We start from the raw sequence: 15404 nt of genomic DNA on the forward strand, positions 1-15404 counted from the left end.
TCCTATTGTCCCTGACCCCTCGCCGCCCGGTCGGCGGGGGCTTGTGGAATCTGGAACGAAAGGCTTTTCAGGCATGAAAAGATTCTTCAACACGCGCGAACGTCTGGTGCCCGAGGCGCTGGAAGGGTTGCTGCGTTCGCCCGCCGGGAAGGATCTGTGCCGCCTGGACGGCTATCCGGATATCAAGGTCGTCCTGCGCCGGGACTGGGAGCGGGGCGCGGGCAAGGTGGCCGTGATTTCCGGCGGCGGGGCGGGGCACGAGCCCGCCCATGCCGGATTCGTGGGGCGCGGCATGCTGACGGCGGCGGTCTGCGGGTCGCTGTTCGCCTCGCCCGGCGTGGATGCGATCCTGGCCGGCATCCTGGCCGTGACCGGCGAGGCCGGGTGCCTGCTGGTGGTGAAGAACTATACCGGCGACCGGCTGAATTTCGGGCTGGCGGCCGAGCAGGCGCGCGCGCTGGGGCTGAAGGTGGAGATGGTGATCGTCGGCGACGATATCTCGCTGCCCGGCCATCGGCAGGCGCGCGGCATTGCCGGCACCGTGCTGGTGCACAAGGCCGCCGGCCACATGGCCGAAAGCGGGGCGTCGCTGGACCGGGTCGCGGCATTCGCCGCCGACGTGGCGGCGCGCACGCGCTCGATCGGCCTGTCGCTGAGCGATTGCGACACCTATGACGAGGAACATGCCAGCCGTCTGGCCGCGGATGAGGGCGAGCTGGGCCTGGGCATCCATGGCGAGCCGGGGGCGAAGCGCATCGCGCTGGCCGATGCCGGCGCGCTGATGACGCTGGCGGCCGATGCCCTGCTGGAGACGCTGCCGGAGGGCGATGCGCGCTATGGGCTGATGCTGAACAATCTGGGCACCACGCCGGTGATCGAGATGTCCCTGCTGCTGGAGGCCTTTGCCGGCACCGCGCTCGCAGGCAAGGTGGCGCTGGTGGCCGGGCCGGCGCCATTCATGACCGCGCTGGACATGAACGGGTTTTCGCTGACTCTGGTGGAACTGACCGACGACATCGCGGCGGCGTTGCAGGCCGATGTCGGGCCCACGGCGTGGACGGGCATGGCGCCGTGGCAGGAGCCCGTGGTGATCGCGGTGCCGAACCTGCCGGATATCTTCGCCGCCGCGCCCTCGAACAATCCGGCCCTGCGGGATGCCGTGCAGCGCGGCGCGAAGGTGCTGCTGGAAAACGAGGAGGCGCTGAACGCGCTGGATGCGCGCATCGGCGATGGCGATGCGGGCTCGACCTTCGCCGAGACCGCGCGCGTGATCGACGGCGCGCTGGACCGGCTGCCGCTGGCCGACCCGCAGGCGCTGATGCAGACGCTGGGCCGCCTGCTGGCCCGCCATGCGGGCGGGTCGAGCGGCGCGCTGCTGTCCATCCTGTTCGCCACGGCGGGGCGCAGCGACCAGGCGCGCTGGCAGGCCGCCCTGCTGGAGGGGATTGCGGCGATGCAGGGTTATGGCGGGGCGCGGGAAGGGGACCGCACGATGCTCGATGCGCTGATCCCGGCGGTGCGGGCGCTGGACGAGGGCGCGGTGTGGGCCGATGTGGTGCGCGCGGCGCGCGGCGGGGCCGATGCGACGGCGCGGATGGGCAAGGCGGAAGCCGGGCGGGCATCCTATGTGCCCGACGGGCAGTTGGCGGATGTGCCCGATCCGGGGGCGGAGGCGATTGCGCGGCTGTTTGAGGCGCTGGTTCCCCGGACGTGAGGTAAAAGGCGAGGGCGCTGCCCTCGACCCGCAAGGGGTCTGGACCCCTTGACCCCGATTCAGGGAGGGGTTGGGGGGAGTGTGGTCATGCTTTCGGCCAGCATTCCGATGAGGCGGACGAGCTGGTCGAAATCGGTCTCGCTCCAGTTCCGGAAGAGGGAGACGGCCATGGCCTCGCGCGCGCGGTCGACCGCGTCGGTTGCTTCCTTGCCCGGCGGGGTGATCGTGGCCTCGCGCACGCGGCGGTCGGCGGCGCTGCCGTGGCGGGCGACCAGGCCCAGCTCCGCCAGCCGCGCGATCTGGCGGCTGACCGTGGTGTGATCGCGGCCGACGCGGCTGGCGAGATCGACCACGCCGATCGGGCCCAGCCGCTCGACCAGCACCAGTAGCGGAAACAGGGCGCGTTCGAGCGTGAGTCCGGCGGCCTTGAGCATGGCCTCGTCACGCTCCGGCCGGTTCATCACACCCACGATCTCGATCAATGCGCGATGCAGGGCGGGGAGCTTCGTGCGGATATGTGCATCATGCACGGTTTTGGTTGACATTCTGATGCGCTCCTCAATATGTGCATAATGCACATGAATGGTCGGGAGGGAAGCGAAATGGATGTTTCACGTGACACGGACATTCTGATTTGCGGCGCCGGCGCGGCCGGGCTGACGCTGGCGGTCGATCTTGCCCGGCGCGGGGTGTCGTTTCGCCTGATCGACCGGCTGGAGGAGCCGTTCGCCGGGTCGCGCGGCAAGGGTATCCAGCCGCGTACGCTGGAGATGTTCGAGGATCTGGGCATCGTCGACCGCCTTGCCGCTGCCGGCGGGTTCTATCCGCCGCAGCGCGTGCATCGTGATGACGGCACGCACGAGGACGTGCAGGACATCACGATCGCAGCGCCAACGGTTGAGGAACCCTATCGTTCGCCCCTGCTCGTGCCGCAATACCGGACCGAGGCGATCCTGCGCGAACGTCTGGCGGAATGGGGGCATTGCCCGGAATACGGGACCCGGCTGGCTGCATTCGCCGATGACGGCGAACGGGTGACGGCCCATGTCGTGGGCGAGGGGGGCGAGGGGGTGATCCGCTGCCGCTATCTGGTCGGTGCCGATGGGGGGCGGTCTTTCGTCCGTCATGCCATGCAGGTGGGCTTTCCGGGGAAGACGCTCCGCATGCGGGCGATGGTTGCGGATATCGTGCTCGACGGGCTGGATCGGGGCGCGTGGCATCGGTTCAACGAGGGGGACATGCAGCGGCAGATGGGGTTCTGCCCGTTGCCGCACAGCGACCTGTTCCAGCTTCAGGCGCCGCTTCCCTTCGAGGGGGATGTCGATCTGTCGGCCGGCGGGATTCAGGCCTTTGTCGATGCGCGTCTGCCGGGGGGTGCGATCCGGGTTCGGGAGGTTCGGTGGGCGTCGGCCTATGCGATGAATGCGCGGCTGGCCGATCGGTATCGGGTTGGCCGGGTGTTTCTGGTGGGGGATGCCGCGCATATCCATCCGCCGACCGGGGGGCAGGGGCTCAATACCAGCGTTCAGGATGCCTGTAATCTCGGCTGGAAGCTGGCTTCGGTGCTGGCCGGCGCGCCGGCGGCGCTGCTGGATACCTATGAGGAAGAGCGGCGGCCGATTGCCGCCGGCATGTTGGGCCTTGCGACCGGGCTGCTGGAAAAGGCCCGGCAGGGCGACATGCGGCGGGGGCGGGAGGTGCACCAGCTCGACCTGGGGTATCGCGGTTCGTCGCTGTCGCTGGACGTGCCCGGTCGTCGTCATCGTTTCGTGGCGGGCGACCGGATGCCGGATGCGCTGCTGCGCGGTGCGGGCGGGCAGGAGCGGCGGCTGTTCGACCTGCTGGCCGGGCCGCACTGGACGCTGCTGGTCGGGGACGGGGGGCCTGCGGTGGCGCCGCGTGCGGGGGTGAGGCAATGGCGGATCGGGCCGGCCGGTGCGCTGCGTGGGCTGGACCTGGAAGCGGGGGAGTGCCTGCTGGTGCGGCCGGACGGGTATGTGGGGGCTGTTCTGTCCCTGGAGGAGAGAGGGCGGCTGGAGGGGTATCTGGCGGGTGTCATGGGGGGATAAGGCAGGTCTTCTTTTTCTGAAGAAAAAGAACCCCTACCCCGCGGCGAGGCTCCGCCGCAGCCGCGCCATGGCGCCGGGCAGGGCGCGCACTTTCAGGACGCGGCCGGTTTCGTCATGCTCTTCGGACAGCACGCGCGCGCTTTCGTAGATTTCGCCGATCAGCTTCTGTTTTGCGTAGGGCAGTACCAGCACGTCGTCGACCATCTCGGCCTCGAAAAAGGCGATGATGGTTTCGCGCAGGGCGCTGACATCGTCCGGCGCGTGGGCTGAGAGCATGATGGCGTCGGGGTGCTTTTCCAGTAGGGCGGCGCGGCGGGCGGGATCCACGCGGTCCATCTTGTTCAGGACCAGGCGGGAGGGCACGCTGTCCGCGCCGATTTCGCGCAGCACGCTGCGGCTGACTTCCAGCTGCGCTTCGTAGGTCGGGTCGGACGCATCGACCACGAAGAGCAGCAGCGAGGCTTCCAGTGCCTCGGAAAGGGTGGAGCGGAACGAGGCCACCAGGTCGTGGGGCAATTGCTTGATGAAGCCGACCGTGTCGGAGACGAGGACGCGGGGGCGGGTTTCGGGTTGGAGGGTGCGCACCGTGGTGTCGAGGGTGGCGAAGAGTTTGTCCTGCACCAGAACCTGGCTGCCGGTCAGGGCGCGCATCAGCGAGGATTTGCCGGCATTGGTGTAGCCGACGAGGGCGACGCGCAGCTGGTCGCGGCGGGCGGAGCGGCGCTGGTCGCTGTCGCGCTGCACGGCTTCGAGCTGGGTCTTCAGTTCCGCCAGCCGGTCGCGGATCTTGCGGCGGTCGAGGGCGAGGTTGCTTTCGCCGGCGCCGGGGCCCTGCTGGCGGCCGCCGCCGGTGGTGGATTCGCGCAGGCGGGGGGCGACATATTTCAGGCGCGCCATTTCCACCTGCAATTTTGCCTCGCGGGTGTTGGCATGGCGGTGGAAGATTTCGACGATCACGCCGGTGCGGTCCAGCACCTGGGCGCCGGTGGCGCGCTCGAGGTTGCGGATCTGGCTGGGCGAAAGCTCGTGGTCGACGATCACGAATTCGGGCCTGGCCGGGGCGTCGGGTTCGGGCTCGGCCGGCCTGGTGGATTCGGCCGCGCCTTCGAAGCGTTTGCGGGCCTTGGTCATCGGGGGCGTGGCCATAGAGGTGACGACGCCGGTGCCGCCGGTCAGCGCCGCCAGTTCCTCCAGCTTGCCGGCGCCCAGAAGCGACGCGGCACCCGTGCCTTCGCGCTTCTGCGAGACCGAGCCGACGACCTCGTAGCCCAGCGTCTTGACCAGGCGGCCCAGCTCTTCAAGGCTGGCTTCGTGGGCGACGTCGTCGACATCGGGGGTCTGGATGCCGACGAGGACGGCGCGCGGAACGGGGGGTTTGGTCTCCATGGCGTCGTCATAGCACGGATAGGTCCGGACCGCCTCCTGCCTCCGGGCCCTGGGCTTGCGCGTTCCGCGGTTCCCGAACGGATCAGACGTCTTCTTGCTTCTTTTTCGGAAGACAAAAGAAGAGAACTGAGCCGGGTTATGGTGCGAGGCCTTGCAGGAGTGCCGCGTGGAAGGCGGCAGGGTCCTGCATCTGGGGGGAGTGGCCCAGATTGGGGAATTCCACCAGCCTGGCGCCGGGGATGGCGGCGGCGGCTGCCTTGCCCAGTTGGGGGTAGTGGCCCAGCGTGGCGCGGATGGCGGGTGGGGCGGTGTCGCTGCCGATGGCGGTGATGTCCCGGTCGCCGATCATCAGCAGGGTGGGCACGGTCAGGTCGGGCAGGTTGTGGACTACCGGCTGGGTGAAGATCATGTCGTAGAGCAGGGCCGAATTCCAGGCGACTGCGTCGCTGCCGGGGCCGCGATACATGCCGGCCAGCATCTGGGCCCATTTTTCGTAATCGGGGCGCCATTCGTCGGCGTAATAGACGTGTTTTTCGTAAGCGCGGATCTGGGCGGCCGTCTTGCCGCGTTCGGACCGGTACCACGCGTCGACGGTGCGATAGGGGACGCCTTTCTGCTGCCAGTCCTCCAGGCCGATCGGGTCGACCAGCACCAGGTGCGTGAGGTCCTGCGGGTACATCAGCGCGTAGCGGATGGCGAGCATGCCGCCGGTGGAATGGCCGATCATGATGACTTTGCCAGCGCCGAGATGGGCCAGCAGGTCGTGCGTGTTGCGGGCCAGTTGCTGGAAACTGAACTGGTAGGCGGGGGGCTTGCTGGATTTGCAGAAGCCGATCTGGTCGGGCGCGATGACGCGGTAGCCGTGGGCGGTCAGGAAGCGGATCGTGTCCTCCCATGTCGCGGCGCAGAAATTCTTGCCGTGCAGCAGCACGGCGACCTGCCCGTTGGGGTGGGGGGCCGGGACGTCCAGATAGGCCATGGTGAGTGTCTGGCGCTGGGAGGGGAAGGTGAACTGCCCGACCGGCCAGGGATAGGCGAAGCCTTGCAGTTCCGCCCCGTAGGCCGGGCCACCATTGCCGGGCTGGTCCGCCGCGTGGGCGGTGGAGAGGAAGGCGCCGCACAGGGCGGCGGCCGCGAGGTGCCGGAGGCGGACGGGCATGGCGTTTATCCTTCGACGGCCGCGCCCAGGCGCAGCGAGCCGAGCCGGTCGGGCAGGGGGAGGGACAGGACGAGGAAGGGGGCGTGGGTGCCGTTGGTCCCGCCGTTGAGCATCGGGACCTTTTCGATCTGCGAGCAGGGGATGTACAGCGTGCGCCCGCGGTCGATGAACAGGGCGTCGGGCGAGACCAGGCGCGGGTCCTGCACCAGGGTCGCGCGCCGGCCGTCGGGGGCGAGGATGGTGATGCGGTTGTTCTCGCCGTCGGAGAGGTAGATGTTGCCCAGCGTGTCGATGCAGGTGCCACCGATGCTGGGGATTTCGGCGGCGACCTGGACCAGGGCGGCGAGGTCGCGATCCGATTTGCGGTCGTCCAGCAGGTCGGCGACGCGGATCTTCTTCAGCGGGCCGGCGGGGACGGCGAAATAGAACCAGGTGCCGCCGGCATCGACCTCGATATCGTCGCTCTGCACCTGTGGGCGGTTGCCCTGGGCGTCCTGGAGGATGCGGCCGCCGCTGCCCTTGTGGATGTGGGTGGCGTCGTTGCGCGTGACCGGGTGGGCGGAGAGGCGGCGCAGCGTGCTTCCGGTTTTCAGATTGTGGATGACGATGCCGCCGAGGCCGCTGTCGGTGGCGAACAGCAGGTCGCCATGGATGCGCAGATCGTTGAACTGCGCGCCGGGGGGCATGATCGCCTCGGGGAAGCGCAGGACGCGCAGGATGGCGCCGGTGGCGGTGTCGAGCTGCACCAGTTTCTGGGCCCCGGGCTCGGGCCTGCTGCCGGGCGGGGCGCCCTGGTCGACCGCCCACAGCGTGCCGTCGGCGAAGATATGGATGGCGTTGACCATCACGAAGGCCGAGCTGCCGTCCTGGCCGGGTTGCCAGCCGTTCCAGCTTCCGCCCGGAAAGGGGTGGACCGTGCCGTCGGGTGCGACCCGGCCGACCGAGAACGTGGCCTCGTTGCCCGGAAAGCGGGGCAGGCCGAGAAAGAGCGTGCCGCCGGGCGTGACCGCCACGCCGCTGCACAGGAAGGGCGCGCGGGCGGCGACGGACAGGGTGGGTGCTGCGTTCGTCGCCACTGTTGCGGCCAGCGCGTGCCGCGACAGGGGGATGGCGGCTGCCGCTGCGAGCAGCGTTCTGCGGGTCGGGCCTTGCGTTGCGGGTTTCATGGCGTTGCTCCCCTTGCTTGATCCGGGCGTGATCTGGCGGGGGAACGGTTCACGCCCGGGGCGGTCGGGTCAAGGGGTGGCGGTCAGGGAATATAGCGCTGGGCGCGCAATATTTCGAACAGGTCGAAGAACGAGTCCGGGGTGGATTGATAGGCGGTGAAGCCGAGCATGCGGCTCTTGCCCATGTCGGTGACGCATTCGATGGGGCGGCCGAGATCGGCGTCGGTGTGCCAGGGGGAGGCCAGGCGGTCGAGCGCGTGCTCGCGCAGTCCGTGGCGGGCGGCGATGTCGGCCCAGAGGGGGGCGTCGCCGGCCAGGGCCATTTCCAGCGACGTGGCGTGGCCGGGGTAGGGGGCGGCCGGGATGCCGAACCAGGCGGCAAGCTGCGGCCACAGCCAGTTCCAGCGGAAGATGTCGCCGTTGACGATATTGAAGGCCTGGTCACGGCCGGCGGGGCTGGTGGCCGCCCAGTGGATCTGGCGGGCGAGCTGGCGGGCATCGGTGACGTCGGTCAGGCCGTTCCACTGGGTGGGCGAGCCGGGGAAGACGAAGGGGCGCCCGGTTTCGCGGCAGATGCTGGCGTAGACGGCCAGGGTGGAGCCCATGTTCATCGCATTGCCGATGGCGTGGCCGATGACGGTGTGGGGGCGGTGGACGCTCCAGGAAAAACCGTATCGGGCGGCGGCTTCGAACAGGGCGTCTTCCTGGTCGTAGTAGAAATTCTCGACATCCAGCCGGGGCATGCTCTCGCGGAAGGGAGTCTGGGGCAGGGGCCCCTTCGCATAGGCTTCGAACGGGCCGAGATAATGTTTGAGGCCGGTGACGAGGCTGCCATGGACCAGGGCTTCGGGTGCGGGCAATGCCGCGAAGACGTTGCGCAGCATGGTGCTGTTGACGGCGCAGTTCTCGGCCTCGGTGGCGCGGCGGGACCAGGTGGTGAAGAAGACATGGCTGGGGCGCAGGTCGGCCAGCGCCGGGCGCAGGGTGGCGATGTCCAGCACGTCGGCGGTGACGGGCAGGATGGTGGCGGGCAGGGCCTGGGTGCGGCGCGCCAGGCCGTGGACGGTCCAGCCTTCGGCCACCAGGCGGTTGGCGAGGTTCTGGCCGACGATTCCGGTGGCGCCGACGATCAGGGCCGTGTGGGGCAGGGCTGTGCGGGGCATGGAACTCTCCGTAGCGGGAAAACGGTTTCCGCAAACTGGGGTGCGCGGGTACAAAGGGCAATCCGGCACCGTTTCGTGCCCTGGGTACCCGGAGGTGCCCACTGGAAGGATGCACCATGTCTCTTGCCCCGCTGCCCGATGCGTATCGCCAGGCGCCGTTCGACGAAGGGTGCGCGCCGCGACGCCTGCTGCGGCTGTTCGGCGGCAAATGGGTGACGATGATCCTGCACACGCTGCACCTGCTGGGCGGGGCGTCGCGGCCGGGGGCGTTGCTGCGCAGCATTCCGGGCCTGTCGAAGAAGATGATGACCCAGACGCTGCGGGACCTGGAGGAGATGGGGCTGGTGGCGCGCGATGTGCGGCAGGCGATGCCGCCGGTGGTGGAATACCGGCTGACGGTACTGGGCCGGAAAATGGTCGAGCCGGTGGAGATGCTCTATCGCTGGGGCGCCGAGCATGCCGCCATGCTGGACCGGGTGGATGCCAACCTGGCGCGGGCCCGCAAGGCGGAATAGGCGGCGGATTCTTGCGCGCGGAGCCGGTTTTTTGTTGTTCCGGCACCCATGCGTGCTGCTTTTCCATTCGAAAACGAAACTTTGCAAACATCGATGGCGTTCACGAAAACATCCTCGGTGCCTGTTCCGGGAGGCGAGAGGGCGGCCCGTGGTACTTCCGCCCGATGATGCTTGGTAACCGGTTGGGGAATTGGGCGATTTTCTACACCGGAATGTGACCATGATTTATGCGAACAACATATAATTGTTATTTCTTCTTTAGATGGAAATCCGACACAAAGCGGGAGGTCACACTATTCGCGGAGGGCGGATGGATTCTCTCTGTGACCGACGGAGACCTGGACCATGATTTCTTTCGCCTGCTTTGCTCGCCTGGGCTTTGCCGGTTCCGGAACGCCGGCGATGCGTCCGGATGGCGGCGAGGCAGGCCCGTTGCCCGTCGCGCCATGCGTGCCGGTTGCGGTCCGTGGCGGCATGAGGCGGCGGGCGGCGCAATAGCGGGCGGGTTTCCTGCCCCGGGCGGAGGCGGCCGGCATGCGGTTGCCGCCGCGCCGGATCGGCCGCTGGCGGTCGGCTTCGGCAGGTAAGGGATGTTCCAATATAGATGAGGGCCTGATGCGTGGAGGGATGAAATCCATGCGTGGTTTCCGGATCATGTTCGGGGCTGGGTAGTACATGACGGAATCGAAGATGCGGTTGTTCTGTGATTTCTGATAATAATAAAGAAAAAGATCTGGCTATGCATATCTCCTTTGGGTTTTATCCTGTCTCCCGCCTGAACAAGGGCCGGCGGGGTTTCCTTCCCGTGATCGCCGGGATGGCGTTCGTGCTGCCGGCGCATGCGGCGGTGCCGGGGGACGCCGAGATCGTGACCACCCATGTGCAGCTGGCGCAGGGGACCTCGGTCGGTGTTCCGTCCCCCACGGCGGCCACGGCCACCACCCCGCCCCCGACCGGGCAGGCGGCGGCGCCGGCGCCTGCCCGCGATCTGTTCGGGAACAGCCTGCTCCATCCGCTGCCGCCGCTGACCAGCCGTCCGGAACTGTACGGCCAGCCGCAATCGCTGATGCTGCATCCGCTGTCGCCCACCCTGCTGCACCAGGGGCCGTGGGGCGTGTTCAACGCCAATACCGGTGCGGCTTCGGGCTTCGGCACCGTCGGGTATTACGCGGTCGCGCGCTGGGCCGAGGACTGGTCGAGCCTGCGCGACAAGCGCAACAGCCAGGATTTTCTCGATCCGCTGAAATATATCGCGCTCAATGACAGCGGGTCGATCTACCTGACGTTGAGCGGCAATTTCCGGCATCATGGGTTCTGGGAGCAGCATCCCGCCCTGGGCGCGGTGGACAAGAGCCACACCTATCTGTCCAACCTGCGCACCAATCTGGGTGCCGACCTGCATCTGGGCGAGCATGTCCGCTTCTACGGCGAGCTGATGAGCGGCCAGGCCACCGGCGGCAACAAGTTCGGCTACAATGCCCGCTGGCGTAACCGGGTCGATGCGCAGCAGGCGTTCGTGGAGGTGCGCGGCCGCATGCTGGGTGCGACCATGGGCGCCATGGTCGGCCGCATGACCTTCCTGGACGTGCCGCCCAACGTGTCGGCGGGCAGCGTCTATCCGTCCATCCCGTATTCCTGGAACGGGCTGCGCGGCTACAGCGTCTGGAAGCGGTTCCGCGTCGATCTGTTCGACCTGTCGCTGACCAATTTCGAATATCGGGCCTTCCACGACCAGGTCGGCTGGAAGACGCGGCTGTTCGGTGCCTATACCTCGTACGCCGTGCCGGAATTCAGGACTTTCGGCAAGAAGAGCCAGATTTTCGTCGATACGTATTATCTCGGCTATCTGCTGGCCAGCAGCCCGATCACCGCGACCAGGGGGGTGATCGCCGGGTCGACCCATCGCGACACGCCGGGCATGCGCGTGTGGGGCAATGCCGGGCCGATCGAGTTTACCGCCAACGGCATGTGGCAGGGCGGTACGTTCCAGGCCGCGAAGGACGGCCCGGCGCGCGCGGTTTCGGCCTATTCGTTCAACGCCTCCGTCGCCTGGCGGTTTGCGAAATGGTGGGGGCGGCCCTCGATCGGTATCCAGGCCGACGATATTTCGGGCGGCGATACCCGCAAGAGCGCGACCAGCAGCTGGGGTGGCTTTCTGTCGCCCTTCGTGCCCAGCGCGTACTATCTGGACCTGGCGCAAAACTTCAACCTGCAGAACGTGATCGATGTCGGGCCGCTGGTGACGCTGTCGCCCACGCCCAATACGTCGCTGCTGCTGAAGGTGCCGGTGCTGTGGCGCAATTCGGTGCACGACACGATCTATTTCCCGGGCGGGGTGAACTACGCATACCGTCCGAAGGGGGGCTATACCGGCGTGCTGCCGCAGGGGAGCTTTACCTGGCGCGCGACGCGGCATGTGACCGTCAGCATCGACGGGCAGTATACGGCCCTGTCGCGCGGGTTGCGCGATGCCGGCGCGCAGCCGGGCGCCTATTTCCAGACCAACGTGGAACTGACCTTCTGAAGGCCGGTTGGGCACTGCGCGCCGGCGGGAGCCGGGGCGCAGTGTTCGTGCCGCGCGATGGGCGCGGCCATGGCGGGCGGCCGCCAAATGCGGCCGGATGGTTCATCCGCCTTTCCATCCGGGCGCCAAATGGTGCAGGATCGCGGTGGCCGCCGGGTTGATCCGGCGGCGTGTCCGTGGGGCTGCGTGCCTGGCGGGCCCGATTCCGCAGGGCGGATCGACCGTACTCTTATGATAACGCAACCGTGAGGTTCCTCTTGACGGAGGCGCTTCGGATAGCCGTTATCACAAGCATCGGGCCGGAAATGGCCCGCTGGAAGGAACACGACTATGGCATACGCAACCACCAACCCCTACACCGGCGAAGTGCTGGCCACGTTTCCGGATGCCACGGACGACGAGGTGCGTCAGGCGATCGCCGACGCGCATGCGGCATTCCTGGACTGGCGCGAGACGCCGTTTGCGACCCGTGCCGCCGTGATGACGAAGGCGGCGCAGATCCTGCGTGCCGAGGCCGACGAGTTCGCGCGGCTGCTGACGCTGGAGATGGGCAAGCTGTTTGCCGAGGCCAAGGCCGAGGTCGAGCTGTCGGCTGCGATCTTCGATTATTATGCCGAACATGCCGAAAGCCTGCTGGCGCCGGAGAAGCTGCCGGTGTCCGACCCGCGCTCGGGCGATGCCGTGCTGGTGCATCAGCCGCTGGGCGTGCTGCTGGCGATCGAGCCGTGGAATTTCCCGTATTACCAGATCGCGCGCATCATCGCGCCGCAGCTTTCGGCCGGCAACACGGTGCTGCTGAAGCATGCGTCGAACGTGCCGCAGAGCGCCGGGATCTTCCAGGTGCTGATGAAGCGCGCGGGTCTGCCGGATGGCGCGTTCCGCAACCTGTACCCCACCCGTGGGCAGGTCGAGATGATCCTGAACGATCCGCGCGTGTGCGGTGCGGCGCTGACCGGTTCGGAAGGTGCGGGCGCGGTGATCGCGTCGCAGGCCGGCAAGGCGCTGAAGAAGACGACCATGGAACTGGGCGGCGCCGATGCCTTCGTGGTGCTGGAGGATGCGGACCTGGAGAAGACCGCGAAATGGGCGGTGTTCGGCCGGCACTGGAATGCCGGGCAGGTGTGCGTGTCGTCCAAGCGGGTGATCGTGGTCGATGCGGTCTATGACCGGTTCATGGAGCTTTATACCGCCGGTGTGGCGGCGCTGAAGGCCGGCGACCCGATGGCGGCCGACACCACGCTGGCCCCGCTCTCGTCGCAGGGTGCGGCGAAGGAGATCCGCGAGAACATCGCCAAGGCGGTGGCCCATGGTGCGACGGCGACCGAAGTCGGCCCGCGCGTGCCCGAGACCGGCGCCTTCGTCCAGCCGACGATCCTGACCGGCATGTCCGGCGACAATCCGGCCCGCCTGTGGGAATTCTTCGGCCCCGTGTCGATGATCTTCCGGGCCCGTGACGAGGCCGACGCCATCCGCATCGCCAACGACACGCCGTACGGGCTGGGTGGCTCGGTCTTTACCCGGGACACCGCGCGCGGCGTGGAAGTGGCGAAGAAGATCCATACCGGCATGGTGTTCGTGAACCATCCGACAATGGTCAAGGCCGACCTGCCCTTCGGCGGCGTCGGGCGCTCGGGCTATGGCCGCGAGCTGATCGGGCTGGGGATCAAGGAGTTCGTCAACCACAAGCTGATCGACGTCGTCGATATCGACGCGCCGTTCTGATCCGGGCGCGCCGTTCGTGACGGCGTGACCGATTCGCCGGCCGGTCCCCTGGGGCCGGCCGGACCTGTTTCAGGCCCCCGTTTCATGCCATGATCCGATGGTGGAGGCGGGGACACCGGTCGGTCGTACCCGATGGGTGCCGACTGTTTCGCGCTGCGGGCCGGGTGCCGCGAGGGCAGGGACAAATCCGTTCCGAAGGGGGCTTGCATTGCCCGGAAGGGCTCGTTATACGCTCGCCTTGTTGCCGGTGTAGCTCAGTTGGTAGAGCACGTCATTCGTAATGATGGGGTCGGGAGTTCGAATCTCTTCACCGGCACCACGCAACCTTTTCATTTCCCTGTGAAATAGAGGTCGCGTGGCCTGGCAGAGCGTCTGCCGGATTCATCCCGATCCATCCCGATCCGATATGCGGTGCCTGCCTGGGGCGGGCCGCAGCGATGCGGGCAGCCTCCGTCATATGCAACATGTGTTTCGGCGTGCATATTTCCCGCGTGACTATTCATTCCGTTCATTTCCTCCGGCTCGGCGTGCTCGGCGCGCTTCTGGGGGCCATGATTCCGGCGGGTGCGCGCGCGGCCGCGTCGTGCGACCCCGCGGCGGACGGGCGCAATCCGTGCCCGCAGGTGCTGCAACGCCCGGTTTCGGGGCCGCTTTCGGAAATGGCGCGTATCGGGCAGGCGATGTTCCACGATCCGGGGCTTTCCGCCTCGGGGAAAGTGTCCTGCGCCTCGTGCCACGATCCGGCGGCGCATTATGGCCCCAGGGGAGGGGCTGCGGTCTTTCTGGGGGGGGAGGACCTGACCCGTCAGGGGCACCGCGCCATTCCGACGCTGACATATCTGGAACGGCAGCCGCCGTTCAGCATCGGCCCCGACGACCCGGCGGCCGAGGATGCGCCGCCGCCGGTCGTGGCCGTGTCCGGCCCGCCGCCGGCGGCCAAGAGCGCGGGTGCCGCGGGGGCCGCGCGCATGGTGCCGCAGGGCGGCCTGTTCTGGGACGGACGGGCGGACACGTTGCAGCAGCAGGCCGCCGGGCCGCTCTACGACCCGGTCGAGATGGCGTCGACGCCGGAAAAGGTTCTGGACCGGATCAGGCATGCGCCCTATGCGCCCGCGCTGGCGGACATGGCGGGTGTGCCGGGCCAGCGCTCGCCGCAGTTCCTGCTTGCGGAGGCGCTGTTCGCGCTGGCGCGCTACCAGACGGAAGACCGCAGCTTTCACCCTTATTCGAGCAAGTTCGATGCCTGGCTTGAAGGCAGGGCGCGGCTCACGCCGCAGGAACGCCGGGGATATCTGCTGTTCAACGACCCGAAGAAGGGGAACTGCGCGGCCTGCCATGTGGATAATGTGAGCGCCGACCGGCTGCCGCCCGTCTTTACCGACCATCAGTACGAGGCGCTCGGCGCGCCGCGCAATGCGGATCTGGTGCAGAATCGCGACCCGTCCTTCCATGATCTGGGGGTGTGTAAACGCCAGCCGGACGGGGAGAAGGTGCTTGGGCCCTATTGCGGCATGTTCGCCACGCCCACGCTGCGCAATGTCGCCACGCGCCATGTGTTCTTTCACAACGGCGTCTTTCACGACCTGGACCGGGTGCTCGATTTCTATGTGCTGCGCGACATCGATCCTGCGAAATTCTATCCGCGGGGCGCGGACGGCAGGATCGGGGTGCAGGACGACCTGCCCGAACGGTATTGCGCCAATCTCGACACGGCGGACGCGCCGCTGGATCGGCACCCCGGGGACGCGCCCGCGCTGAGCGAGGACGAGCGGCATGCGATCGTCGCCTTCCTGGGCACGCTGACGGATGGCTGGAAGGAAAGGCGCGACGGGCGAGGCCGTTCCGCCCCTTGAAAGGCGGGACATCGCGGGCGGGCGGGGGCCGGTTTCCGCGGCCCGGAGGACGGTACCGGACAGGCCCGGTGTACGGGCATTTTCTGCGCCGTCATGGCAGCAATATGCTGAATGACTATCACGGTCGCGAATT

11 protein-coding genes and 1 tRNA gene are annotated in these 15404 nt (G+C 67.7%); 7 read left to right on the top strand and 5 right to left on the bottom strand.

The genetic code is table 11. The features are described 5' to 3' along the window. Positions 1-73: 73 nt before the first annotated feature. Positions 74-1714: a dihydroxyacetone kinase subunit DhaK gene (locus HLH27_RS11695; RefSeq protein WP_182950205.1), complete on the top strand. Its 1641-nt coding sequence runs from the start codon at positions 74-76 to the stop codon at positions 1712-1714. Positions 1715-1773: 59 nt separating this feature from the next. On the opposite strand, the gene HLH27_RS11700 is transcribed toward HLH27_RS11695, so the two are convergent. Beyond that, positions 1774-2259 carry a MarR family winged helix-turn-helix transcriptional regulator gene (locus tag HLH27_RS11700; RefSeq protein WP_182950206.1) on the bottom strand — a complete coding sequence of 162 codons (486 nt, stop codon included), beginning with the start codon at positions 2257-2259 and terminating at the stop codon, positions 1774-1776. A gap of 57 nt (positions 2260-2316) precedes the next feature. Here HLH27_RS11700 and HLH27_RS11705 point away from each other — a divergent pair, with 57 nt between their 5' ends. Then, entirely contained in the window at positions 2317-3783 is a 1467-nt protein-coding gene (locus HLH27_RS11705) for an FAD-dependent oxidoreductase (protein WP_182950207.1), read from the top strand. 33 nt (positions 3784-3816) lie between these two features. On the opposite strand, the gene hflX is transcribed toward HLH27_RS11705, so the two are convergent. The 4 genes from hflX to HLH27_RS11725 all read right to left on the bottom strand — a co-directional run bounded on the left by hflX (position 3817) and on the right by HLH27_RS11725 (position 8642). Beyond that, positions 3817-5169, bottom strand: a complete 1353-nt coding sequence (gene hflX, locus HLH27_RS11710) for a GTPase HflX (protein WP_182950208.1) — start codon at positions 5167-5169, stop codon at positions 3817-3819. A 136-nt stretch (positions 5170-5305) separates the two neighbouring features. Next, positions 5306-6328 carry an alpha/beta fold hydrolase gene (locus HLH27_RS11715; RefSeq protein WP_182950209.1) on the bottom strand — a complete coding sequence of 341 codons (1023 nt, stop codon included), beginning with the start codon at positions 6326-6328 and terminating at the stop codon, positions 5306-5308. Positions 6329-6333: 5 nt separating this feature from the next. Next, entirely contained in the window at positions 6334-7494 is a 1161-nt protein-coding gene (locus tag HLH27_RS11720; RefSeq protein ID WP_246375825.1) for an SMP-30/gluconolactonase/LRE family protein, read from the bottom strand. An 83-nt stretch (positions 7495-7577) separates the two neighbouring features. Continuing rightward, complete coding sequence (locus HLH27_RS11725) at positions 7578-8642, bottom strand: SDR family oxidoreductase (protein WP_182950269.1); 1065 nt, start codon at positions 8640-8642, stop codon at positions 7578-7580. Positions 8643-8773: 131 nt separating this feature from the next. Here HLH27_RS11725 and HLH27_RS11730 point away from each other — a divergent pair, with 131 nt between their 5' ends. The 5 genes from HLH27_RS11730 (at position 8774) to HLH27_RS11750 (ending at position 15271) form a co-directional block, all read left to right on the top strand. After that, the gene (locus HLH27_RS11730) at positions 8774-9172 is read left to right on the top strand and encodes a winged helix-turn-helix transcriptional regulator (protein ID WP_182950210.1); all 399 of its coding nucleotides are present in this window, start codon (positions 8774-8776) and stop codon (positions 9170-9172) included. A gap of 817 nt (positions 9173-9989) precedes the next feature. After that, the gene (locus HLH27_RS11735) at positions 9990-11696 is read left to right on the top strand and encodes an alginate export family protein (RefSeq protein ID WP_408870841.1); all 1707 of its coding nucleotides are present in this window, start codon (positions 9990-9992) and stop codon (positions 11694-11696) included. Between the two features lie 330 nt (positions 11697-12026). Next, positions 12027-13418 carry an NAD-dependent succinate-semialdehyde dehydrogenase gene (locus tag HLH27_RS11740; protein WP_182950212.1) on the top strand — a complete coding sequence of 464 codons (1392 nt, stop codon included), beginning with the start codon at positions 12027-12029 and terminating at the stop codon, positions 13416-13418. A gap of 243 nt (positions 13419-13661) precedes the next feature. Then, positions 13662-13737, top strand: a tRNA-Thr gene (locus HLH27_RS11745). A 172-nt stretch (positions 13738-13909) separates the two neighbouring features. After that, positions 13910-15271: a cytochrome-c peroxidase gene (locus HLH27_RS11750; protein ID WP_338029894.1), complete on the top strand. Its 1362-nt coding sequence runs from the start codon at positions 13910-13912 to the stop codon at positions 15269-15271. Positions 15272-15404: the final 133 nt, after the last annotated feature.

Source organism: Gluconacetobacter takamatsuzukensis (assembly GCF_014174275.1).
Taxonomy (GTDB): Bacteria; Pseudomonadota; Alphaproteobacteria; order Acetobacterales; family Acetobacteraceae; genus Gluconacetobacter; species Gluconacetobacter takamatsuzukensis.